The organism is Paraliobacillus zengyii, assembly GCF_003268595.1.
GTDB classification, from domain to species: Bacteria; Bacillota; Bacilli; order Bacillales; family Amphibacillaceae; genus Paraliobacillus_A; species Paraliobacillus_A zengyii.
Window position 1 is genome coordinate 388,959 of the sequence record NZ_CP029797.1, and the last position, 22,931, is coordinate 411,889.

23 protein-coding genes and 1 riboswitch are annotated in these 22,931 nt (G+C 35.6%); of the genes, 19 read left to right on the top strand and 4 right to left on the bottom strand.

Going from position 1 to position 22,931, the window contains the following annotated elements:
* Position 1: 1 nt before the first annotated feature.
* The 5 genes from DM447_RS02030 (at position 2) to DM447_RS02050 (ending at position 3,841) form a co-directional block, all read left to right on the top strand.
* The gene (locus tag DM447_RS02030; RefSeq protein ID WP_112179645.1) at positions 2-649 is read left to right on the top strand and encodes an ABC-2 transporter permease; all 648 of its coding nucleotides are present in this window, start codon (positions 2-4) and stop codon (positions 647-649) included.
* A gap of 1 nt (position 650) precedes the next feature.
* Positions 651-1,316, top strand: coding sequence for an ABC-2 transporter permease (locus DM447_RS02035; protein WP_112179647.1), 666 nt, complete (start codon positions 651-653; stop codon positions 1,314-1,316).
* Positions 1,317-1,343: 27 nt separating this feature from the next.
* Positions 1,344-1,976 (top strand): ABC-2 transporter permease, encoded by a 633-nt coding sequence (locus DM447_RS02040; protein ID WP_112179650.1) that lies wholly within the window; start codon positions 1,344-1,346, stop codon positions 1,974-1,976.
* 92 nt (positions 1,977-2,068) lie between these two features.
* Positions 2,069-3,169 (top strand): D-alanine--D-alanine ligase, encoded by a 1,101-nt coding sequence (gene ddlA / locus DM447_RS02045; protein WP_112179652.1) that lies wholly within the window; start codon positions 2,069-2,071, stop codon positions 3,167-3,169.
* Between the two features lie 108 nt (positions 3,170-3,277).
* On the top strand, positions 3,278-3,841 hold the full coding sequence (locus tag DM447_RS02050) for a phosphoglycerate mutase family protein (protein ID WP_112179654.1): 564 nt from the start codon (positions 3,278-3,280) through the stop codon (positions 3,839-3,841).
* Positions 3,842-3,853: 12 nt separating this feature from the next.
* On the opposite strand, the gene DM447_RS02055 is transcribed toward DM447_RS02050, so the two are convergent.
* The 4 genes from DM447_RS02055 to DM447_RS02070 form a co-directional block, all read right to left on the bottom strand.
* The gene (locus DM447_RS02055; protein WP_112179656.1) at positions 3,854-4,123 is read right to left on the bottom strand and encodes a hypothetical protein; all 270 of its coding nucleotides are present in this window, start codon (positions 4,121-4,123) and stop codon (positions 3,854-3,856) included.
* 92 nt (positions 4,124-4,215) lie between these two features.
* Positions 4,216-4,482 carry a hypothetical protein gene (locus tag DM447_RS02060; protein ID WP_112179657.1) on the bottom strand — a complete coding sequence of 89 codons (267 nt, stop codon included), beginning with the start codon at positions 4,480-4,482 and terminating at the stop codon, positions 4,216-4,218.
* A gap of 2 nt (positions 4,483-4,484) precedes the next feature.
* Positions 4,485-4,730, bottom strand: coding sequence for a hypothetical protein (locus tag DM447_RS02065; RefSeq protein WP_112179660.1), 246 nt, complete (start codon positions 4,728-4,730; stop codon positions 4,485-4,487).
* Between the two features lie 493 nt (positions 4,731-5,223).
* Positions 5,224-6,147 (bottom strand): DUF4349 domain-containing protein, encoded by a 924-nt coding sequence (locus tag DM447_RS02070; RefSeq protein WP_232824231.1) that lies wholly within the window; start codon positions 6,145-6,147, stop codon positions 5,224-5,226.
* A 290-nt stretch (positions 6,148-6,437) separates the two neighbouring features.
* Here DM447_RS02070 and DM447_RS02075 point away from each other — a divergent pair, with 290 nt between their 5' ends.
* The 14 genes from DM447_RS02075 (at position 6,438) to DM447_RS02140 (ending at position 22,923) form a co-directional block, all read left to right on the top strand.
* On the top strand, positions 6,438-7,697 hold the full coding sequence (locus tag DM447_RS02075) for an argininosuccinate synthase (RefSeq protein ID WP_112179662.1): 1,260 nt from the start codon (positions 6,438-6,440) through the stop codon (positions 7,695-7,697).
* The gene (gene argH / locus DM447_RS02080; RefSeq protein ID WP_112179664.1) at positions 7,694-9,124 is read left to right on the top strand and encodes an argininosuccinate lyase; all 1,431 of its coding nucleotides are present in this window, start codon (positions 7,694-7,696) and stop codon (positions 9,122-9,124) included. The genes DM447_RS02075 and argH overlap by 4 nt, the downstream gene beginning before the upstream one ends.
* A 112-nt stretch (positions 9,125-9,236) precedes the next feature.
* The gene (locus DM447_RS02085) at positions 9,237-10,334 is read left to right on the top strand and encodes a carbamoyl phosphate synthase small subunit (protein ID WP_112179665.1); all 1,098 of its coding nucleotides are present in this window, start codon (positions 9,237-9,239) and stop codon (positions 10,332-10,334) included.
* A complete protein-coding gene (gene carB / locus DM447_RS02090; protein WP_112179667.1) occupies positions 10,327-13,554 on the top strand; it encodes a carbamoyl-phosphate synthase (glutamine-hydrolyzing) large subunit in 3,228 nt (1,075 codons plus the stop codon). The genes DM447_RS02085 and carB overlap by 8 nt, the downstream gene beginning before the upstream one ends.
* The gene (gene argF / locus DM447_RS02095; RefSeq protein ID WP_112179669.1) at positions 13,551-14,501 is read left to right on the top strand and encodes an ornithine carbamoyltransferase; all 951 of its coding nucleotides are present in this window, start codon (positions 13,551-13,553) and stop codon (positions 14,499-14,501) included. Before carB ends, argF begins: the two co-directional genes overlap by 4 nt.
* Positions 14,502-14,669: 168 nt before the next feature.
* The gene (locus tag DM447_RS02100; protein ID WP_112179671.1) at positions 14,670-16,097 is read left to right on the top strand and encodes an aldehyde dehydrogenase family protein; all 1,428 of its coding nucleotides are present in this window, start codon (positions 14,670-14,672) and stop codon (positions 16,095-16,097) included.
* A gap of 148 nt (positions 16,098-16,245) precedes the next feature.
* Positions 16,246-16,800: a cysteine hydrolase family protein gene (locus tag DM447_RS02105; RefSeq protein WP_112182622.1), complete on the top strand. Its 555-nt coding sequence runs from the start codon at positions 16,246-16,248 to the stop codon at positions 16,798-16,800.
* A 99-nt stretch (positions 16,801-16,899) separates the two neighbouring features.
* Complete coding sequence (murB, locus tag DM447_RS02110) at positions 16,900-17,823, top strand: UDP-N-acetylmuramate dehydrogenase (protein WP_112182623.1); 924 nt, start codon at positions 16,900-16,902, stop codon at positions 17,821-17,823.
* A 125-nt stretch (positions 17,824-17,948) separates the two neighbouring features.
* The gene (locus DM447_RS02115; protein WP_112179673.1) at positions 17,949-18,452 is read left to right on the top strand and encodes a GNAT family N-acetyltransferase; all 504 of its coding nucleotides are present in this window, start codon (positions 17,949-17,951) and stop codon (positions 18,450-18,452) included.
* A gap of 34 nt (positions 18,453-18,486) precedes the next feature.
* Positions 18,487-19,056, top strand: a complete 570-nt coding sequence (locus DM447_RS02120; protein WP_112179674.1) for a VanZ family protein — start codon at positions 18,487-18,489, stop codon at positions 19,054-19,056.
* 15 nt (positions 19,057-19,071) lie between these two features.
* On the top strand, positions 19,072-19,572 hold the full coding sequence (locus DM447_RS02125; protein WP_112179676.1) for a GNAT family N-acetyltransferase: 501 nt from the start codon (positions 19,072-19,074) through the stop codon (positions 19,570-19,572).
* An 88-nt stretch (positions 19,573-19,660) separates the two neighbouring features.
* A riboswitch (FMN riboswitch) is annotated at positions 19,661-19,810 on the top strand.
* 152 nt (positions 19,811-19,962) lie between these two features.
* Positions 19,963-21,051, top strand: a complete 1,089-nt coding sequence (gene ribD, locus DM447_RS02130) for a bifunctional diaminohydroxyphosphoribosylaminopyrimidine deaminase/5-amino-6-(5-phosphoribosylamino)uracil reductase RibD (RefSeq protein WP_232824229.1) — start codon at positions 19,963-19,965, stop codon at positions 21,049-21,051.
* Positions 21,052-21,717 (top strand): riboflavin synthase, encoded by a 666-nt coding sequence (gene ribE / locus DM447_RS02135; RefSeq protein WP_112179678.1) that lies wholly within the window; start codon positions 21,052-21,054, stop codon positions 21,715-21,717.
* 12 nt (positions 21,718-21,729) lie between these two features.
* On the top strand, positions 21,730-22,923 hold the full coding sequence (locus tag DM447_RS02140; RefSeq protein WP_112179680.1) for a bifunctional 3,4-dihydroxy-2-butanone-4-phosphate synthase/GTP cyclohydrolase II: 1,194 nt from the start codon (positions 21,730-21,732) through the stop codon (positions 22,921-22,923).
* Positions 22,924-22,931 lie beyond the last annotated feature (8 nt).

The window sequence follows — 22,931 nt, forward strand, 5'->3', positions numbered from 1 at the left end:
TATGTTTTCTTTAGTAATGAAAGATTATTATATTGATAGATCAGTTTTAGTTGGAATGTTAGTTTTACCGATATTAGGTATGGGTTTCATATTGGAATTCACTTATTTTCTTTTAATCGGTTCGATAATAATTAGTTTATTTTATTCCGATAGTAAAACGAAGATAGAGGTTTTTAACACAAGTTTACCAATTACATCGCTAGCTATTGTTAAAGGACGTTACCTGTTCATATTATTGTTAGCAATTTTTTTATTGGTCTTTCAATGGGGGATAGCACTTATATTTGATTTCACTCTGAATATTAGTAGTCCTTATCATTATCAATGGGAAGATCTCATTATTATACTATCTGTTGTCTTAGGAATGACTGCAGTACTCGTACCGTTATTTTATTTGTTTAAGTCGCTTTATCTAGCTTTAACGATTCAATTCTTGTTGTTATTGACTTTCTCTATAACAGTATTTGAAGTGGTTTTTCAGGTGCAAGATGGTTGGATTTACTTCGATAATCAAACCATTTTGTTACCTCCCTTTATTAGAGAAATAATGCCATTTCAAGGTCTTCCAGTCATAGCGGTGATTGCTGCCAGTAGCTATTATTTATCGATCCACTTATCCAGTCGATTATTACAAAAAAGGTTGCGTTAACATGTTATTTTTGAGAAGACTCGTGTCATTGTGGAAGAAAGATTTTTGGCTTAGTATGAAATTATTCCTTTTGTCTGCTTTTTTAATAATTCTAGTACCATCGACATTATTTCTCTGTTTTGCGATTGTGTTTTTAGTAATCCAATTATTCATTGATGAAAATCATAATAAAGTTAATGTTTTCATGAAGAGTTTACCGATAGGTCATTCATTGTTAGTAAGAAGTCGCTATATTTACGTATTTATAGAAGTAGTGATTTTTTTGTCACTATATTTTCTTATTAATGGTGGACAATATAAATCTTCACAGACAAATATAGTTCTTTCTGTTTATGATTATAAGTGGGTAGATATCTATACAATCTTTAGTCTAGTTTTACTGATATTTGTAATTATTATACCAGTCTTATATCTGTTTTCATCAAAGGTTATGTCGAACGCAATACTGGCTATCTTTGGAATTTGTTTTGTGTTTGGTATGTATAAAATGGATCAACTTGCAAATCAACAGTTTGAATTTGTCCGCAAAGAACAAATAGAACAAGTGACAATGAAGTATTTTTATGACACCATACCTCTTTCACCATTCGTGTTTTTTATAGTTGTGGTCTTATTATATCTAGGTTCCATGTTTTGGTCTGAACAGATTCTGAAGCGTAAGATTTAGGGAATGTCAGTTAGTAGGGGGGATTAGATGCTTTTTTTTCGATCTTATATCAAAATGCATTGGAAAGAGTATCGCGACATGGTGCTTTTAAGTACGCTTTTTTTCATCGGTACGCTTTACTTTTCAAATCAGCCATATTTTATTGTTAGTTTATTGAACATTTTTTTTGTAAGTTCTTTATTTGAGCGACAAGAAAAAGTAAAACTTAATCGGTTTATCATAAGTATGCCAGCAAACAGGAATATGCTTATTGTAAGCCAGTTTTATGGTTTTTTGTCATATGTTTGCTTGCTAGCGCTAATACAGTTCTTTTTGTATTATCTAATTTCTAATAGTTTTCCTGGATTAGTGTTGGAAATCGATAGTTTAAAAGTTGTTAGTATAATAAGTTGCTTTATAATAGGCATTATTAGTATCTTAATGCTCGTTAGTTACAAAATGGATACAGACTCACTTAAGTATCGAGCCATCTGGTCATTTGGTTTGATATCACCAACCTATCTATTTTTTTTAGTAACAAATGATAATGGACAATCAGCAATTGAAAGTATAATAAATACGAAATTAGATATATTTATTATGATACTTATAATGTTAGTTGTCTTCCTAATATCATTGCGTTATACGATTAGCCTTTTTAATAAAAAAGAGCGTATTTAAGAAAAGATTTTTTCTCAAAACAAGCTTCAATATGGTATCTTAGGTATATGGTTTATTAAGAAGTTAGTTTTCGATAATGAAGGAGCATGGTTATGGCAAAAGTAAAGGTTGGAATAGTATTTGGTGGGAAGTCAGCTGAACACGAGGTGTCACTACAATCAGCGAAAAACATTGTAGATGCAATTGATAAAACGAAGTATGATATCGTATTACTTGGTATAGATAAGCAAGGGAAATGGCATATAAACAACCCATCTTCTTATTTAATTAATGAAGAGAATCCAAAATTAATTCAATTAAATAAAAGTAATCAACAAGTAGCAGTTATTCCAGGAGAAGCGCAGAACCAGCTTGTTAACGTATCAAATTCAAGTGGTTTAGACCAGGTTGATGTCGTTTTCCCTATCGTACATGGAACACTTGGTGAAGACGGAAGTTTGCAGGGGATGCTTCGGATAGCAAATCTTCCGTTTGTAGGAACAGACTTGTTAGGTTCAGCTGTTAGCATGGATAAGGATATTGCTAAACGCTTACTAAAAGGTTCAGGAATTTCCGTTGCGAAAGGCTTAACTTTCAGAAGTCATCAACAACAAGACATTAATTTCGGAAAAGTACAGGCGGAATTAGGATTGCCCCTATTTATAAAACCTGCAAATCAAGGTTCTTCTGTTGGTGTTAGTAAAGTGCGTAATGAAGAAGAGTTTTATAATGGAATGAAAGAAGCCTTTTTATATGACAATAAAGTTTTGGTTGAAGAAGCAATTATTGGTCGTGAAATTGAATGTGCTGTACTTGGAAATGAAGAGCCAATCGCATCTTTCCCTGGTGAAATCTTACCGAATACTGATTTTTACTCTTATGAGTCAAAATATATTGATGAAACAGGAGCAGAATTAGCAGCACCAGCTGATTTGACTGCAGTACAAACGAAGCGCGTGCAAGAAGCGGCTATTGAAGTTTTTAAAACGCTTGAGTGTGAAGGGATGGCGCGTGTTGATTTCTTTATGCAAGAAGACGGTAATTTAGTTGTTAATGAAGTAAACACATTACCGGGTTTTACAAAAATAAGTATGTATCCAAGATTATGGGATATTAGTGGTATTACGTATCCGGATTTAATAGACAGACTAATTACCCTTGGGATACAAAGACACGAGCGAAATAACAAATTAAGAAATGCTGTTTGGGAATAATTTAAATAAAGAAGTAGATCAAATCACGTGTTGATTTGATCTTTTTTAAAAGATTAATGTAGTGATACCTAAAAAGACAAAGCGTATCGGTTATGGAAGGAGGCTGGCATGGAAATCTCAATAATTAGACATGGTAAATCACAACATACCGAGAGACATAAATTAACGTGTTTTGAATTTAAGGACTGGATGAGGAAATATGATTCTAATGGCGTTTTTGAAAAAGAATCTTATCCCTCAATCACGTTGGAAAAAGTGAATATGGCCAATATAGTGATAACTAGTGATTTAAAGAGATCAATAGATTCAGCTGCATTGTTAACCAAAACAAACGAGAATATCTCTTATTCCTTATTTCGGGAAACCGAATTACCAGCCTGTCCACCTCTATTATCAAAAATTAAATTAAATCCCACAATATGGGCTATTCTTTTAAGAGTGCTCTGGTTTAGTGGATATTCAAAAGAATGCGAATCATTAAAGGATGCTAATGTGCGAGCGGAAAAGGCAACACAGAAGTTAATCGAATATGCTACAAAACATGATTCTGTTGTGTTGATAGGTCATGGTTTTTTTAATAGATTGATAGCCAAAGAATTGAAGGATCAAGGCTGGGAGGGGAAAAGAAGAACGGGTTTAACACACTGGAATTGTACAACATACTCCATGTGAGAATGGTGAATGCTATTTGCCATCTTGTTCAAACCAATACTCTGGCTGGTAGCGATTAATTCTCTTCCAAACAATTATTGAGAAAGTAAGAAGTAAGCCGATAATAAACGCTACTATTTTTACTTGGATGAAGATAACAGTCGTTACATAATTAATAAATAATAGAATCCCAATATGCCACCAAGAAAACTGTTTAAATTGCTTTTTCATGAAGATTAAAAGAAGCCAAGATGTTACTAAAACAATACCGATACCTATAAATATATTTTGTGTTAACTCCATTGGATTATCCTCGCTTATAATTAGTTAGTATGATTTTTTTTATGTTACCATGTTTGGTTTGAATGTTGCAATATGTGAACGCTTTGAAGCATTTAAGCTACAAAAATAATGACAGATAAAGTTAAAATATAAATGCCGTTTTGTAATTCTGAATAATGGTCTTCCAGCTGAATATTTCTTTTTAAGCTAAATAAATTTTGTTTCATATGTGTTGCAACAATGTTTTCTTTGCTATCTTTAATCTCACAGTAATTTCCTTTATGCATATATGGTTTCTTTATGTAAAATACTTCTTCTTCATATCTGAGTTTGAACGCTGTATAACCTTTAGAGAAAGTTTCTTTTATACCGGATAGCATTGTTAAATCGCCTTTTCACATTCTCTACCTTTAATACATAGTAATAGACGCCAGTTTCTTGCGCCGTTCTTTTTTTTGTTTTCAATAACCTTTATTATATGTCCTTTATAATTTATCTGATAAGATTGATGACTTTTAAATTGATGAACTAATTTAGTAGCTTTCAAGAAACCGACTTCTTTATCATCTTCCATAATTTTTTGTTTTAGTAATAGTGGAATAAACGGTGATTTTATAGTAGTAATCATTTTAATTCACTCCTTTTACCTGAATTAGTTTTCAAATAAATAATATAACTTTCTCACCAAAAAAATAAGTACTAATCGTTGACTGTGCTAAGTTTGGAATATAACTGTTATGTTGCTTTACGGTCTTTAAAAAAGCTTGCTCTCTAAAAAATTGATGTTTAATACTAACACTGCAATATAAGAAGAGTGTAAGATGCTTTAATGATTGTAATTAAAATTCGAGTTAGAAACAGTAAAATTATTACCTGCATAAAAAAAGATGCGCTAACCAGCGGAGGAAGCAAATGGGTGACACTCCTGTGGGAACAGCACAAGTTGAAGATCCACTCGGAAAGCGAATTTTGCTTATCCGAGTTAGCTGAGACTGTGCCCACGGAAAGGGAGCCCATTTGCTGACCTAGCGGGTAAGAAAGTTTTACTCTGCGAAAGTTGACCGAAAAAAACGTCCCACTCATTAGTAGTTTATCAGAGTGGGACAATTATGTTAACTTGCTTATTCCTTTTTGTTTCGCTTCTGACGCTTCCAAAGATAATACCCAACCCCACCAATAATCGTAATAAGAAGAAGGATAGGTAAATTACCTATTAAAAATACAACCAAACCTGAGCCAGCAGATAATAAAAAATTAATACTTTTCATAAGTTGTTCTTTCGTTCTCTCCCATGTGTTCAGATCTTCATCGCGAACTAGGTCTAAACGATTTTCACGTATAAAAAGAGTGACCGTAGCTAAATCGGATTTGTTTTCAAGGTAATTTAATTGTCCTGTGATTTGCTCTATTTCTTCTTGTACACTTGCAAGATCATTTGAAATATTAAGTAAATCCTCTGTTTTTTCAGCTTGCTCCATAAATTCTAATAATCTTTCTTCGACAACTTCTTTCGATTTTAATCGAGATTCAAGGTCTACATATTGCTCGGTTACGTCTTCACCAGAAATACTCTTTTGTGTTACCTTCATATCTCCTTGTTCCACGACAGCTATGAAGGACTCGAATTGTTCTTGCGGAATGCGAGCGGTAATAGTTCCTTCTTGTAAATCATCTTCGACTTGATAGGAATCAGAGCTGACGATATAACCATTCTTAGCAGTGATTTCTTGTTCAATTTGATTAACGGCGTTCTGGTAATTATTTACTTCTATATCCAAGTTCGCGTTATAAATAATTTTCCTGTTAGATCCTGTTTCTTCTGGAATATCTTCATTAACTTGAGCTTCTTCTTGAACCTCAGATTCGATATCCTCTACATTACTACTATCTTCTGTAGTCAATTCTTGCCTCTCGATACTAGATTCAGCAGTATCTGTATCGCCACTTTCACTAACTAATTCATTACTTTCTTGACTACTACATGCAAAAAGTAAAGTAGATAATAAGGTAAGACTCATGATTATAAATAATTTATTGAACTGCATACAAAACCTCCTCGATTTGAACTTCTTACTGAATTAGTCGCATGCTTTCTTAAAAAGGTTACATATATGTATAATTATAATGATAAACTGTATATTCTCTAATTCTAATCTAATTAATGGAATGTATGCACATTTAGCCTAATTTAATTATAGTATAGGTTTATCTCGTCTAAAAAAAATAAAAAAATCTTTGTATAACACTTGAATTATTATACTTAATAGTGCATAATAATTCATACCAAATACATTTTGAACGAATTGATTTAAATAAGGGATTGGAGAGGTTATAAATGGCAAAAGAAAAAATTGTTTTAGCATATTCTGGTGGATTAGATACATCTGTGGCAATTAAATGGTTACAGGATCAATATAAATATGATGTTATTGCAGTAGGTTTGGATGTAGGAGAAGGTAAAGATCTTGAATTTGTTAAAAAGAAAGCATTAGATGTAGGTGCAATAAAGTCGTATTCAGTCGATGCAAAAGCGTTATTTGCAGAGGAATACGTTTTACCTGCTTTACAAGCAAACTTATTATATGAAGATAAATATCCACTTATTTCTGCATTATCACGTCCGTTAATTGCAAAAGTACTGGTTGATATTGCAGAACAAGAAGGTGCGGTTGCAGTAGCACATGGTTGTACGGGTAAAGGGAATGACCAAGTTCGATTTGACGTAGCATTTACTGCATTAAATCCTAAATTGAAGATTGTTGCACCTGTACGTGAATGGAAGATGACAAGAGATGAAGAAATCGCGTATGCAGCGGAAAATAATATTCCAGTACCTGTTGGCCTACAAAGTCCATATAGTGTAGATCAAAACTTATGGGGACGTAGTAATGAATGTGGAATTTTAGAAGACCCTTGGGCAGAGGCGCCAAAGGATGCATTTGATTTAACAGTTGATCCTATTGATGCACCTAACACACCTGAGACTATTCAAATTTCATTTAAAGCTGGAAAACCAGTTGCAATTGATGGAAAAGAATTTCCTTTAGATGAATTAATATTAGAATTAAATAAAATTGCTGGTAAACATGGCGTTGGACGTATCGACCATGTGGAAAACAGGTTAGTAGGAATTAAATCACGTGAAATTTATGAGGCACCAGCTGCTTTAACTTTAATTGCAGCACACCAAGAGCTTGAAGCTTTGACATTACCAAGAGAAGTAGCGCAGTTCAAACCAACAATCGAACAAAAATTAGCACAAACAATATATGATGGCTTATGGTATTCGCCATTGACAGAAGCATTACAAGCATTTATTAAAGAAACACAAACATATGTGTCTGGTACAGTGAAAGTGAAATTATACAAAGGGCAAGCACAGGTTGTTGGACGTAAATCTGAACATTCTTTATATGATATGGACCTTGCAACATATTCTAAAGGCGATGCATTTGATCATGATGCAGCACTTGGGTTTATCAAACTATGGGGTCTACCTACGCAGGTTCACGAGACTGTAACGAAGGCACAACAAAATAAGAAAGCATCCATTACGAAAACAACGATTGACGTAAAGGAAGCGGTAAAGCAATGAAACTATGGGGGGGACGATTCACAAAACCAACGAATCAATTAGTAGATGAATATACAGCATCGATTCGTTACGATCAAAAACTAGCAACTTTCGATATTCAAGGAAGTCTCGCCCATGTTGAAATGTTAGGGAAATGCGATATTATATCGTTAAAAGACGCTGAAACTATTGCCAAAGGACTAAAGGTCGTGGCTACTAAAATAGCTAATGGTGAAGCTGAACTAACTGAAGAAAATGAAGATATTCATATGAACGTGGAAAAACTATTGATTGATGAGGTAGGTGCGGTTGGTGGTAAACTCCATACCGGTCGAAGTAGAAATGATCAAGTTGCATTGGATATGCGTTTATATTTACGAGATGCAATAGTAACAGTTAGCCAGTTGTTGGTTGACTTACAACAAGCGCTATATCAACAAGCTACAAATAATTTAGACACCATATTACCTGGTTATACGCATCTGCAAAGAGCACAACCTGTTTTATTTGCTCACCACATGATGGCTTATGTCTTTATGTTGCAGCGTGATGTAGAAAGATTAGCAGATAGTTGGAAACGAGTGAACCGTTCACCGCTAGGAGCAGGTGCTTTAGCAGGAACATCATTTGCGATTGATCGTGCCTATGTGGCAGAGAAGTTACATTTTGACGGCATTACAGAAAATAGTTTGGATTCGGTAAGTGATCGTGATTTTGTTGTTGAGTTTTTAGCGGATGCATCACTGGTTTCGATTCATTTATCACGCTTATCAGAAGAACTTGTCCAATGGTCAAGTGCTGAGTTTAATTTTATTGAACTGGATGACGCATTTTGTACGGGTAGCAGTATGATGCCGCAAAAGAAAAACCCGGATGTACCTGAATTGGTTCGTGGGAAATCGGGTCGAGTTATTGGTCATTTAATGGGTATGTTAACAACCTTAAAAGGTTTGCCACTTGCATACAATAAAGATATGCAAGAGGATAAAGAAGGTATGTTTGATACAGTAGAAACGCTCAAAGGTGCTTTAGCGCTTTTTGCACCAATGATTGAAACAATGGATGTAAAAAAAGAAAATATGTATCAAGCTGTTGCCAAGGATTATTCCAACGCAACTGACTTAGCTGATTATCTAGTTGGAAAAGATCTTCCTTTTCGTGAGGCACATGCAGTGGTTGGTCAAACAGTACTATATAGTATAGAAAAACAAAAATATTTACTAGATTTATCAATAGAAGAGTTTAAGCAATTTTCAGATGTAATCGAACATGATATTTATGATGTATTAGAACCAAAAGCGGTTGTTAATGCACGAAATGTGGCTGGTGGTACAGCTCGTAATCGCGTCGAAGATCAATTGAAACAAGCTAATGCACTCTTTGACCAAAATATAGAATGGATTAATACAAAAGCACAGTTAATTGATTCATTAGCTGTCACAGATTAATAGACGAATACAATAGAAAACTAGCTGCGGCTAGTTTTTCCTTAAAAATAAAATGTATATTTATAAGTTATTCAGTATATTTATTACTTGTACGGATCTGGAGGGAGAAATCATGACAGAAGAAATAGGTTATCTTGTTTTAAATACAGGGGATGTATTGGAAGGAAAATGGCTTGGAAAACCTATTTCAAAAGAAGGTGAAATGGTTTTTAATACCGCAATGACAGGTTATCAGGAAGTAATGACTGATCCTTCTTATGCTGGACAGATTGTTACGTTAACATATCCGTTGATCGGTAATTATGGTTGTAACGATATAAGTAAAGAAAGTATCCACCCAGCATTAGCGGGGTTAATTATTTCAAATGCCTGTGATACACCAGAGCATTATCAGTCTAGCTATTCAATTGTGGAGATGATTAACACGTATGAAATTCCAGCCTTATATGGAATTGATACACGTGCATTAACGCGTATTATTCGTGAACATGGAGAAGTGTACGGTAAAATCACATCAGATATTAAAGATGTCCCGACATATTGTCAAGTTGACCCAACTATCGTTCAAAAAGTATCCGTTGATAAAATCCAACAATTGACCGCGTTACATGTACCTTCCTCCTTTTTAAGACAACATATGGTAGTAATGGATTTTGGTTATAAACACTCGATCACACAATCATTATTAGAGTTGGGTTGCGATGTAACAGTCGTTCCTTATAATACAACGCTCGAAACGATTATCTCTCTAAAACCTGATGGTATTATTTTAACAAATGGTCCAGGGGATCCTAAAAGTCTGACACCACAATTATCGACAATTAAGCAGGTTGCAGAAATGTATCCTACATTAGGGATTTGTTTAGGACATCAGTTAATTGCATTGGCATTTGGTGGCTCAACAAAACGTTTACCTTATGGTCATCGTGGTAGTAACCATCCAGTCAAAAACTTGTTAACTGGAAAAGTAGTAATAACGTCACAAAATCATGGTTACGTTGTGGACGAAGCTTCTATAAATCAGAATGAATGGAACGTTTCTTATATAAATGTAAATGATAAATCAGTCGAAGGATTAAAGCATAAGACAAAAGATGTAATGACAGTTCAATTTCATCCAGAAGCACATCCTGGGCCAATTGATACACATCATATTTTTGTTAACTTTATTGAACAGTTAAGCGTAAAAGGGGAGAAACAGCATGCCTAAGTTAGATTCTATAAAAAAAGTAATCGTGATTGGCTCTGGTCCAATCGTGATCGGGCAAGCTGCTGAGTTTGATTATGCCGGTACACAAGCATGCTTAGCATTAAAAGAAGAAGGTATTGAAGTGATACTGGTCAACAATAATCCAGCTACGATAATGACCGATGAAAATATTGCAGATAAGGTTTATTTAGAGCCACTGACACTTCTTTCTTTAACGAAGATTATTGAAAAAGAAAAACCAGATGGTCTGTTGCCTACGTTGGGTGGGCAAACAGGCTTAAATCTAGCGATGGAATTGACAGAAGCAAATGTTCTAGCAGTAAATAATGTCGAATTATTAGGTACCCCATTAGAAACAATAAAAAAAGGGGAAGACCGAGAAATTTTTAAAGCAATGATGAAAGAGATTGGTGAACCTACTGCAGAAAGTGTCTCCACTACATCTGTGGATGAAGCCATTCGTTTTGCTATGTCTGTAGGTTATCCATTGATTGTTCGCCCAGCATATACACTAGGTGGAGCTGGTGGTGGAATTGTTAAAGATGAAACAGAGCTTAGAAAAATAGTGAAAAGTGGTATGCATGCTAGTCCAATCGGCCAAGTGTTAATAGAACAAAGTGTTAAAGGTTGGAAAGAGATTGAGTACGAAGTGATGCGTGACGATAACGATACGTGTATTATCGTTTGTAACATGGAGAATCTTGATCCAGTTGGTGTGCATACGGGAGACAGTATTGTTGTAGCACCGTCCCAGACATTAAATGATTATCAATATCAAATGTTGCGTACTTCTTCGGTTAAAGTAATTCGCGAGCTCGGGGTTATTGGAGGTTGTAATATTCAGTTTGCACTTAATCCCAACAGTAATGAACACATTATTATTGAGGTAAATCCACGTGTAAGCCGTTCTAGTGCCTTGGCATCGAAAGCTACAGGTTACCCGATTGCACGTATTGCAGCAAAGTTAGCACTTGGTTATCACTTAGATGAAGTGCTAAACCCAATTACGGGAGATACGTATGCAAGTTTTGAACCGGCAATTGATTATATCGCTGTCAAAATACCACGCTGGCCATTTGATAAATTTCATCAAGCAAATCGCTTGTTAGGAACACAAATGAAAGCAACAGGTGAGGTAATGGCATTAGCTCGTAACTTCCCGACAGCAATGAACAAGGCGATACGGTCATTAGAAATTGGTTTGGATTCCCTGTACTTACCTGGGGTAGAAAAATTAACGGATCAAGAGTTGAAGCAGGCTTTAGATCTTGCAACAGATGAACGATTATTTGTAATTGCAGAAGCTTATCGTCGAGGCTATACGATTCAACAAATACATGAGATTACAGAAATTACAAAGTATTTTTTACATGAGATTGCATTAATGATCGAAATAGAAAAAGCACTTGAACAAAAAGCATGGGATAAAGTGTCTGTGCAAGACTTGAAGAAAGCGAAACAATTCGGTATATCGAATAAGCGGTTAGCTAGCTTATGGCATGTAGATACGACTGTTATCCAACAGAAATTAGAAGAAAGTAAGATATTTCCTTCTTATAAAATGGTAGATACATGTGCTGCAGAATTTTCAGCTGACACCCCTTACTTTTATAGTTCATGGAATGAAATAGATGAAGTAGAAGCGTTAACAGGGAAAAGAAGAATGGTCGTATTGGGTTCAGGACCTATTAGAATTGGTCAGGGAGTTGAATTTGATTATTGTTCGGTTCATGCGGCGATGTCGTTAAAAGACCAAAATATTGATGCTGTTGTAGTTAATAATAATCCAGAAACAGTTAGTACCGATTTTAATACGGCTGATCATTTATACTTTGAACCGTTGACAGAGGAAGATGTCCTACAAGTTGTAAAAAAAGAAAAGGCAGAAGGTGTGCTCATTCAGTTTGGCGGACAGACAGCTATTAATCTAGCAGATGGATTAGCTAAACAAGGTGTTAAGATTATCGGTACCGAATTGAGTGTAATAGAAGCAACAGAAGATCGCGATCAATTTTATCAACTATTGAAGAAATTAGATATACCCCATATACCAGGTGATACGGTAATGAGTAAAGGTGATGCGAAAGCAATGGCAGCAAAAATAGGTTATCCTATCTTAATTCGTCCGTCGTATGTTATTGGCGGGCAGGGTATGGTTATTATCGAGGATGAAGCGGCTTTAGTTGCCCATATTGATCAAATAAAAGAAAGCACAAGCCATAATCGCATTTTTCCATTATTAATAGATCGTTTTATTACTGGTAGTGAAGTAGAAGTAGATGCAATATGTGATGGAGAAGATATTTTGATTCCTGGTATTTTTGAGCACGTAGAACGAGCAGGTGTGCATTCAGGAGATAGTGTCGCAATATTTCCGGCACCAAGCTTATCGAAAACAGAGAAAGAAACGATTGAAACATATACACAGAAAATATCAGCAGCATTAAATGTAAAAGGGATTATGAATATTCAATTCGTTATTAGTGCAGATCGAAAGACCATTTATGTTTTAGAAGTAAATCCGCGTGCATCAAGAACCGTTCCTATTGCTAGTAAGGTAACCGGTGTGCCAATGATAGATTTAGCCACACGTGTGCAAATGGGAGAAAAGTTAGATGAGCAAGAATGGAAACTTGGTTTACATGAAGATGTTCCATTCTATGCAGTGAAAATGCCAGTTTTCTCAACAAATAAATTACCTGGTCTTGATCCAATAGTAGGGCCAGAAATGAAGTCTACAGGAGAAGCAATTGGTATTGGTTCAACCGTTGAGGCTGCAATGGCTAAAGCGTTTGGTTGGAAAAATGAATTTTTTCAACCAATTACGAGTGAAAAAAGCATTTATCTCTCATTAGATGAGATTAGTAATAGCCTTATTGAAGCGCTCAACGATATAGAAGGAAAGATTGTTGCTGATCAAAAAACAGCAGATCTTTTAAAAGCAAATAATATAAATGTGGAACAAGTTTTATCTGTAGAGGTAGCTACTGAAGCAAATGATGCGGAAACATTTGTTTTAGTGTGTAGCACGAAATTGGGTGAAGCACATAAACAATTACGTGAAAGCACACTACAGGCAGGTGTGATATGTCTGACAGCCTCTGAAACTTTTGTTGCATACTTAAAGGCAACCACAGGTGAGCAAGAGGCACCTTTTGCCATTAATCATTATCAATTGGATGGTAATAAACTTAATAAAAAGGAGCGTGTGTTACGATGACCGTAGCTGTAAAAGACTTACAAACACAACTGGCTGGAAGAGATTTTCTAACGCTAGCTGATTATAGTAAAGAAGAAATTACGTATTTACTTCAACTAGCCAAAGAAATCAAACAGAAGAAAAAGCAGGGTGAAGTATATCAGCCTTTACAGGGTAAAGTACTCGGCTTAATCTTTGAAAAATCTTCGACTCGTACACGCGTATCCTTTGAAGCAGGAATTTATCAACTTGGTGGAACGGGATTATTCTTAAGCTCTAAGGATATCCAGATTGGTAGAGGTGAACCAATTTCTGACACAGCAAAAGTTTTATCAGGTTATTTAGACGGTATTATGATTCGGACTTTTGCACAATCTGATGTAGAAGAATTGGCTGCTAATGCGAGTATTCCAGTTATTAATGGATTAACAGACCTCTATCATCCTTGCCAAGTGTTGGCCGATTTACAAACAATTGAAGAGGTTAAAGGTCAATTGGCTGGTTTAAAAATAGCTTATATTGGTGATGGGAATAACATGGCACATTCATTAATTTTGGGTGCCGCAACAATGGGTATGCACTTTAGCACAGCTGCTCCAGTTGGATACTTACCCGATCAATCAGTTGTTGATAAAGCAAAAGCGATTGCGAATGGAACTGACATTACCATTACATCTGATCCAATTGAAGCAATTAAAGGTGCTGATATTATTTATACAGATGTATGGGCAAGTATGGGACAGGAAAGTGAACAAAAAGCCCGTGAAAAACTGTTTGCTTCCTATCAAGTGAATACCGAATTATTACAACATGCAAAAGCTGATTATACTTTTATGCATTGTTTACCCGCCCATCGTGGTGAAGAAGTAACTGCTGAGATTATTGATGGGGATCATTCAGTAGTTTTCCAAGAAGCGGAAAATCGTTTACATGCGCAAAAAGCATTGATGGTTGCATTAATGGGATAACGATAATAGAAGTCCTGAATCACTAGATTACTAGTGATTCAGGACTTTTTTTGTATGTTTTTTAGTATTTGAATAATGTTTCAATTGTTTTATTTTGTAAACAACGGGTATAAAAGTAGTGTGAGCAATTTCAAATAAACAAGCTAAATAATATAGAGGAGAGATATCATGAAGAATCAAACACAACATTTTATTAATGGAAAATGGATTGAATCGAGCGGTTCTGAAACGATTGATGTCATAAATCCAGCTACAGAAGAAACAATCGGAACTATTAGTTCAGGAACAACGGAAGATTTAGATAAAGCTGTCAATGCAGCAAAAACGGTATTACCATCTTACTCTAAATCAACGAGAGAAGAGCGTATACAGTGGTTAGAGAATATTGTCGAAGGCTATAAAAAGCGAAAAAATGAATTAATTGAAGTCATGACAGATGAATTAGGGTCACCACTAACTGTTTCTGAAGAGGTTCACTATACCATGGGACTTAATCACTTTAGTAACGCAATTAAAGCATTGAAATCCTTTGAATTTACGGAGGACCGAGGGGGTCATACCGTTCTAAAAGAAACAATTGGTGTGAGTGGTTTAATAACACCTTGGAACTTTCCGACCAATCAGACATCAACTAAAATCGCTAGTGCAATCGCAGCCGGAAGCCCAGTCGTTTTAAAGCCGGCATCAAAAACACCATTTGCTGCAATGATTCTTGCGGATATAATTGATGAGGCTGGTCTACCTAAAGGAGCATTTAACCTTGTTAATGGTTCCGGTTCGGTTATTGGTGATGGAATCAGTACGCATCCGGATATTTCTTTTGTATCCTTTACGGGTTCTGGTGCGGTAGGTGAAAAAATAATGAAAAATGCTGCTGAATCAATCAAGAAAGTAGCACTTGAATTGGGTGGTAAATCACCGCTTATCGTATTAGAAGATGCAGATGTGGATGAAGCTGCTAAATCTGCAATCTCACATATTATGACGAATTCAGGTCAGGTTTGTTCAGCAGCAACAAGAATAATTGTCTCAAAGTCTATGAAGGATGAATTTGAAAAAAGTGTTCAAAAAATTCTACCGACGTTTCCAGTTGGTGATCCTAGAAAAGATGGTATTGCAACAGGACCATTAGTTTCTAAAGATCAATGGGATACGGTACAATCTTACATTGAAAAAGGAATGAAAGAAGCAACGCTACTTGTCGGTGGAACTGGAAAACCAGATGGACTTGAGAAAGGCTATTATGCAAAACCAACTGTATTTACAGACGTATCAAATGATTCTGTTATTGCTCAAGAAGAAATATTTGGGCCGGTAATGAGTATTATTACGTATGATGACCTCGACCATGCAATACAAATTGCCAATGACACGATCTATGGTCTAGCCGGTTATGTAGTAGGTAAAGCTCCAGAAACATTGCGCGATGTTGCTTCAAATATTAAGGCTGGTCGCATTACAGTAAATGATGCAGACACTGACTTTTTAGCACCATTTGGTGGCTATAAGCAATCTGGTATAGGCCGTGAGTGGGGTGACTTTGGAATTGAGGAATATTTAGAAGTTAAATCTGTACATGGCATGCCCTCTTTATAAAAAAGACAGTAGACAAAACCTTTAAGATAACAGGCTGTTATCTTAAAGGTTTTTTTGTATAGTGTGTTCAATATTACTTATATTTACGCTATAATTAGCTTACTGAATTTTCTAAATACCGATTTATTAAAAATATAGGAGTGTGAACATATTGACTAAACGAGCATTAATTAATGTTGATTATACAAATGATTTTGTGGCAGATGAGGGTAACTTAACTTGCGGTGAGCCAGGACAATTAATAGAAAATAAAATTGTAGGATTGACCGAACAGTTTATTGGTGCTGGTGAATATGTGGTCTTTGCTATTGATGGCCATGACGAAGAGGATACCTTTCACCCTGAAACTGAATTGTTTCCACCGCATAATATAAAAGGAAGTTCAGGTCGTGAGCTTTATGGTGAACTACAGTCTTTATATAATCAAATGAAAGATCAATCAAATGTATATTATATGGATAAAACACGTTACAGTGCCTTTGTTGGGACAGACTTAGAGATTAAATTACGGGAACGTCAAATTGAGGAATTGCATATAGTGGGCGTATGTACGGATATTTGTGTGTTGCATACGGCAATAGATGCTTATAACAAAGGTTTTGAACTTGTGATTTATCAAGAAGCGGTAGCGAGTTTTAATAAAGCAGGACATGATTGGGCACTTGAACATTTTATTAATACGCTAGGAGCAACGGTTATTTAACAGTTCCAATGAAATCCTGTTGGCTTATCATCCAAACTCCTGCTATAATTTAATGTGCAGTTTTACTATGTCATATAGACAAATTAAAGGATGATTAAAATCGTGGAAAACCATTCGATTTATCAAGATTTACTTCAACTAACAGCAGAAACTAATATTTTAATAGATGAACTTATAAAAAATCATACGTATACTAAACTAGGCGGAAAAGCAGACTTCTTTGTAACACCAGCTAGTGTAGCTGAAGTACAAGAAATTGTCAGATTCGCTAACCGCGAAAAAATCCCGTTTACCCTATTAGGGAATGGTTCTAATTTAATTGTAAGAGACGGTGGGATTCGTGGTATTGTCATGAGTCCGAAGCGTTTCACTGCTGTGAGACGAGAAGAAAACACGTTGATTGCAGAGAGTGGTGCACGCATTATAGATGTATCGAAGAAAGCATTACAAGAAAAACTTTCGGGTCTAGAATTTGCGTGTGGTATTCCTGGAACAGTTGGTGGAGCGTTATATATGAATGCTGGAGCATATGGTGGCGAAGTGAAAGATTGCCTGAAAAGGGCAGTCGTTGTTAATAAGTACGGTGAAGTAAATACACTTCAGGCTTCTGAATTAGATTTAGGCTACCGTACAAGTAACATTCCAGATAAAGAATATATCGTTTTAGAGGCGCATTTCGCTTTACAACCTGCCTCAGAAAAAGAAATTAAAGAAGTGATGGATGACTTAACTTTTAAACGAGAGTCGAAGCAGCCACTTGAATACCCTTCATGCGGTAGTGTGTTTAAAAGACCACCGGGATATTTTGCTGGTCAGCTGATTCAAGACAGTGATTTGCAAGGAAAAGGTATTGGTGGTGCGGAAGTATCGACTAAACATGCTGGTTTCATTGTTAATAAAGATAATGCGACAGCCTCAGAATACATTGCGGTAATTAAAATGGTCCAACAAACAGTAAAAAATAACTTTAATGTGGAATTAGAACGTGAAGTCCGGATTATTGGAGAAGAGCTTGGTAGGTAGAGAGTGTGTAGCCGGTGAGGTAGGAAATAAGCATAGCCATTTTAATGATGTGGGCTATGCTTATTTTTTCATAAGGGCATTTTTCATTTCCTATATTGCATAAAATATAAAAAGGATGTTTATATATGAGAATTGAATCAGAGAGGTTACGTTTTCGTTTTTATAATAAAGGTGATCTTCCATTTTTATATGCATTAGTTTCTGATCCTAAGATAGTTAGGTATATCGGGAATGGCAAACCGAAAGATAATAGTGGCGCGGAGACATTCTTAAATTGGATTCTTGATACATATGAGCGTAATCCTAATTTAGGCCTACATCTTTTAATTGATAAAAAAAGTAACAAACCGATTGGACATGCAGGTATTGTTCCGCAAACAATTAATGGAGTAAATGAGCTTGAAATAGGTTATTGGATTGCTCGGGATTACTGGCAAAAAGGGTATGGAACAGAAGCGGCATTAGCGTTAAAAGACTATGGAAAGCGGAAGTTAAAAATAGAACGATTTATTGCGCTTATTCAGCCAGGAAACATTGCTTCTCAAAAGGTAGCGAGTAAATTAAACATGGTATTAGAGAAGAGTATTATATTAGGTGGACAAGACGTCCAACTATATGTTACAACGTAAAAATGATTACTGGCTATAGGAAGGATACTTAAGAATGATCATATTAGATCCTCTAATAATATATGTATTTACTATTTTATTTTGGATATGGTTTAGAGGTAACCATTACATAAAAAACAAAAGACATTTTAACTTAATCAAAGAAATAATTATACATCTATTTTTTGTCTATTTATTAGCGGTATCTTATCTAACCATGCGACCATTTTATTTTATAAATGTACTAGCAGAAGAACGGTCTATTAGCTTTGATCTAAACCTCTTTTATAACCTATTAAATATGGCAGATGGCTATCTAATGTTCCAATTGCTTTACTCAGTAGGTAATATCATGCTATTTGTTCCATTTGGTCTTCTCACACCTATCTTATTTAGGCATACCCGGAATTTTTTTATAATACTAATTTTAGGATTCATCTTTTCATTAACAATTGAATTAACACAAGCAACTTTTACACCTACAAGGTATGGAACAGTTGATGATCTATTATTTAATTCTTCTGGAACTATTATTGGTTACATCTTATTTCTGATTATCAGGGCTACTAGTAAGAAAATAACATTACTCCGATTAAACATGAGTGTCGATAAAGGTAAAGGATGAAAAGAGGGAAATCAAATGGAAATAAGACAATTAGTAGCAGATGATGCCTCTGAATACCTTACGAACAGGCTGATTGCACTACAAGAAAATCCGGAAGCATTTGGTTCAAGTTATGAAGAGGAAAAAAACGATTCCATAGAAAAGTATATAAATAGGTTTAAATTATCGTTAGACTCCTTTACTTTTGGAGCTTTTGAACAGTCTGAGCTTATTGGTACTATTTCTTTAGTTAAGGAAACTAAATTAAAGTTAAAGCACAGAGCAAATATTGTTGCTGTTTACGTTAAACCAGAAAACAGAGGTAAGGGATTAGGTAATGCGTTACTACTAAAGGCAATTGAAAAGGCGAAAACTATAAACGAAATAGAACAACTTTATTTAACTGTTTCTACAAAGAATAGTGCAGCCAAAAAGGTATATAAATCAATGGGGTTTGAAATATGTGGTACAGAAGAAAGATCATTAAAGTATAAGGATACCTATTATGATGCCGATCACATGGTTTTGTTCTTGTAGCAGATCGGAATAGGATCAATTGACTCTTCTTGAATTTTTTTACGTGCAATTTACATAATATCATGTTAAAATATGAACAATTGAATAGGTTTTTCTTTGGGGCAGGGTGTAAATCCCGACCGACGGTGATAGGTATGCGTAATACCTTTAGTCCGTGACCCGGAGCACATTTTGTGCGAAGGTGGATTTGGTGTGATTCCAAAGCCGACAGTGAAAGTCTGGATGGGAAAAGAAAAACAACAATAAACGTATGGAACAGGCATGCGTTTGTTTGCTAACGCTTATCAGAGCTAATCACTCTATTTAGGAGTATTAGTCTATCAAAAAAAGCCCCGGATCATCTTAAATGATCTGGGGCTTTTGTATTTCCGCTATAAGGAGTGGATACTTGTGACAAAAGAGACATACATGGATTTAGCATTATCACTTGCTACGAGCACAATAGGACAAACAAGCCCAAATCCATCTGTTGGTTCAGTCGTTGTTAAAGATGGCAGAATTATTGGAATGGGAAGTCATCTCAAAGCTGGCGAAGGACATGCAGAAGTTCTTGCCATGCAACAGGCAGGAGAAGAGGCAGAAGGTTCGGATGTCTATGTTACCTTAGAGCCTTGTGCTCACTATGGTAAGACACCCCCATGTGCAGAACTACTTGTGCAACGAAAAGTGAAAAAAGTTTATATTGCTTGTGTTGATCCTAATCCAGAAGTTGCAGGAAAGGGAATTGAAATTTTAAAAAAGGCTGGAATAGAAGTAGAAGTTGGTTTGAAGGAAGAAAGAGCGTTAAAGATAAACCAATATTTCTTTTATTATATGAAAAATAAACGACCATTTGTCACGTTAAAAGCCGCGATGACGTTAGACGGCAAAACTGCGACAGCAACTGGCGATAGCAAATGGATTACATCTGAAGAAGCGAGAGAAGATGTCCATAAGCAACGTGCAATACATGACGCGATTATGGTTGGGAGTAATACGATTAAGCAAGATGATCCACGATTAACCACTAGATTGCCCCAAGGTGGTAAAAATCCTATTCGTATTATTTTAGACACAAATTTAATGATTAATCCAGATGCTAAAATTTTAGACAATGAAGCTACCACTTGGATTATTTGTGGTAAAAACGCTGATACAAATGACTTTCAACGTAAACATGCACATGTTAAGTTAATACAATTACAAACTGAAAAACTAGAAATAACTGCTGTACTTGATATCTTAGGAGAACATGGTATTCAATCGTTATATGTTGAAGGTGGCAGTACGTTACATGGTTCTTTTGTTAGAGAAGGTTTATTTCAAGAATGCCATTGGTACATTGCGCCAAAACTATTAGCAGGAAGTGATGCAATTTCTGTTGTCGGCGGTATTTCTCCAAATAATATGAAGGAAGCAATTGATCTAGATATTAACTCGATAGAACAAGTAGGTCCTGATATTAAAATAATTGCACGACCTTTACAGGAGGGAGACTAAATGTTTACTGGGATTATTGAAGAAAAAGGTAGAATGAAGGCGGTAAAGCAACAAGCAAATAGTTTAAAACTTACGATTAATGCAGAGACTGTTTTGGCTGATGTCAAAATCGGTGATAGTATCTCAGTTAACGGTGTATGTTTAACTGTTACTAGTTTTGATACAAAAGGCTTTTCGGTTGATGTAATGCCAGAAACATATCGTTATTCTTCCTTATCAAAATCGGAAATTGGTATGCAAGTTAATTTAGAAAGAGCAATGCATGCAAATGGAAGATTTGGCGGCCATTTTGTTTCAGGTCATGTTGATACGGTTGGAGAAATTGATCGAATCTGGACAGAGGCTAATGCGCGCTATATGGCAATTTCAGTTGATAGTAAGAGTTTACCCTACTTGATGCCAAAAGGATCGGTTACAGTAGATGGAACATCACTTACTGTTTTTGATGTAACAGACGATAGTTTTGTTATTTCTTTAATTCCTGAAACGCAGAAGGCTACTATTTTAGGAGAGAAGACACTGGGAGACCGTGTCAATTTAGAGTATGACATGTTGGCAAAATATATGGAGCGACTATTAAGTACGCGTTTTGCCGAAAATAAATCTGAATCAACAAAAGAAGCATTAACAAAAGAAAAATTACAAAACTATGGTTTTATTGGATAGGAGTGAAAGATAATGCTTAATACGATACCAGAAGCACTAGAAGCATTGAAAATGGGTAAAATTATCATTGTTGTAGATGATGAAGATCGTGAAAATGAGGGTGACTTTGTTTCACTTGCTGAACATGCGACACCAGAAGTAATTAACTATATGGCAAAAGAGGGACGAGGGTTAATTTGTACACCGCTCGCGTCTTCTATTACAACAAAATTAGGTTTGGATGATATGGTATTACGCAATACAGATGCACATGGCACGGCTTTTACGATTAGTGTCGATCATGCCGATACAAAAACAGGAATTAGTGCTTATGAACGTTCACTGACTATCCAGAAATTAATTGATGAGCGATCAGTTGCGCTAGACTTTAAACGACCGGGACATGTTTTCCCTTTATTAGCTAAGGATGCGGGAGTTTTGGAACGACCTGGACACACGGAAGCTGCTGTTGATTTAGCGAGGTTGGCTGGTTCAGCACCAGCGGGTGTTATTTGTGAAATTATGCAAGAAGACGGCACAATGGCACGGTTACCAGAATTGAAAGCTATTGCCGAAAAGGAAAACATGGCGATTATATCGATTCAAGATTTAATTGCCTACCGTAAAAGATATGATAAATTAGTGGAAAAAGAAGTGGAAATTGACCTTCCAACAAGTTATGGTGATTTTAAATTAATCGCCTATACAGAAAAATGGACTGGGAAAGAACACTTAGCACTATTGAAAGGTGAAATTGGGACAGAAGACATCCCGCTTGTCAGGGTTCACTCCGAATGTTTAACAGGTGATGTATTTGGTTCTAAGCGTTGTGATTGTGGACCACAACTGGAACAAGCATTAGAAGAAATTGAAGCGGCTGGTAAAGGTATACTTATTTATATGAGACAAGAAGGTAGAGGTATTGGTCTATTAAACAAACTAAAAGCCTATAAATTGCAAGAAGAGGGCTACGATACAGTTGAGGCAAATCATCAACTTGGTTTTCCAGATGATCTTCGTGATTATGCTGTTAGCGCTCAAATGTTAAAAGATCTTGGTGTAGGTAAATTGGCGATCTTAACGAATAACCCACGTAAAATATCAAGTATGACTGAATACGGGTTAGAAGTGGTGGAGCGTAGATCTATTCAAATAGAAGCTAATAAAGATAATGAGAAATATTTAGAAACAAAAAAATCAAAATTAGGCCACCTTTTAAAGGGCTAGGAGGTAAT

What these genes read in the sequence shown, in the direction of transcription:
- DM447_RS02075 (WP_112179662.1), top strand. Translation starts at nt 6,438, where the DNA reads ATGGCAAAAGAAAAAATTGTTTTAGCATATTCTGGTGGATTAGATACA.
- DM447_RS02065 (WP_112179660.1), bottom strand. Translation starts at nt 4,730, where the DNA reads ATGATTACTACTATAAAATCACCGTTTATTCCACTATTACTAAAACAA.
- DM447_RS02125 (WP_112179676.1), top strand. Translation starts at nt 19,072, where the DNA reads ATGGAAATAAGACAATTAGTAGCAGATGATGCCTCTGAATACCTTACG.
- DM447_RS02050 (WP_112179654.1), top strand. Translation starts at nt 3,278, where the DNA reads ATGGAAATCTCAATAATTAGACATGGTAAATCACAACATACCGAGAGA.
- DM447_RS02035 (WP_112179647.1), top strand. Translation starts at nt 651, where the DNA reads ATGTTATTTTTGAGAAGACTCGTGTCATTGTGGAAGAAAGATTTTTGG.
- DM447_RS02120 (WP_112179674.1), top strand. Translation starts at nt 18,487, where the DNA reads ATGATCATATTAGATCCTCTAATAATATATGTATTTACTATTTTATTT.
- argH (WP_112179664.1), top strand. Translation starts at nt 7,694, where the DNA reads ATGAAACTATGGGGGGGACGATTCACAAAACCAACGAATCAATTAGTA.
- DM447_RS02060 (WP_112179657.1), bottom strand. Translation starts at nt 4,482, where the DNA reads ATGCTATCCGGTATAAAAGAAACTTTCTCTAAAGGTTATACAGCGTTC.
- DM447_RS02085 (WP_112179665.1), top strand. Translation starts at nt 9,237, where the DNA reads ATGACAGAAGAAATAGGTTATCTTGTTTTAAATACAGGGGATGTATTG.
- carB (WP_112179667.1), top strand. Translation starts at nt 10,327, where the DNA reads ATGCCTAAGTTAGATTCTATAAAAAAAGTAATCGTGATTGGCTCTGGT.
- DM447_RS02070 (WP_232824231.1), bottom strand. Translation starts at nt 6,147, where the DNA reads ATGCAGTTCAATAAATTATTTATAATCATGAGTCTTACCTTATTATCT.
- DM447_RS02055 (WP_112179656.1), bottom strand. Translation starts at nt 4,123, where the DNA reads ATGGAGTTAACACAAAATATATTTATAGGTATCGGTATTGTTTTAGTA.
- ddlA (WP_112179652.1), top strand. Translation starts at nt 2,069, where the DNA reads ATGGCAAAAGTAAAGGTTGGAATAGTATTTGGTGGGAAGTCAGCTGAA.
- ribE (WP_112179678.1), top strand. Translation starts at nt 21,052, where the DNA reads ATGTTTACTGGGATTATTGAAGAAAAAGGTAGAATGAAGGCGGTAAAG.
- DM447_RS02030 (WP_112179645.1), top strand. Translation starts at nt 2, where the DNA reads ATGTTTTCTTTAGTAATGAAAGATTATTATATTGATAGATCAGTTTTA.
- argF (WP_112179669.1), top strand. Translation starts at nt 13,551, where the DNA reads ATGACCGTAGCTGTAAAAGACTTACAAACACAACTGGCTGGAAGAGAT.
- DM447_RS02140 (WP_112179680.1), top strand. Translation starts at nt 21,730, where the DNA reads ATGCTTAATACGATACCAGAAGCACTAGAAGCATTGAAAATGGGTAAA.
- DM447_RS02115 (WP_112179673.1), top strand. Translation starts at nt 17,949, where the DNA reads ATGAGAATTGAATCAGAGAGGTTACGTTTTCGTTTTTATAATAAAGGT.
- DM447_RS02100 (WP_112179671.1), top strand. Translation starts at nt 14,670, where the DNA reads ATGAAGAATCAAACACAACATTTTATTAATGGAAAATGGATTGAATCG.
- DM447_RS02040 (WP_112179650.1), top strand. Translation starts at nt 1,344, where the DNA reads ATGCTTTTTTTTCGATCTTATATCAAAATGCATTGGAAAGAGTATCGC.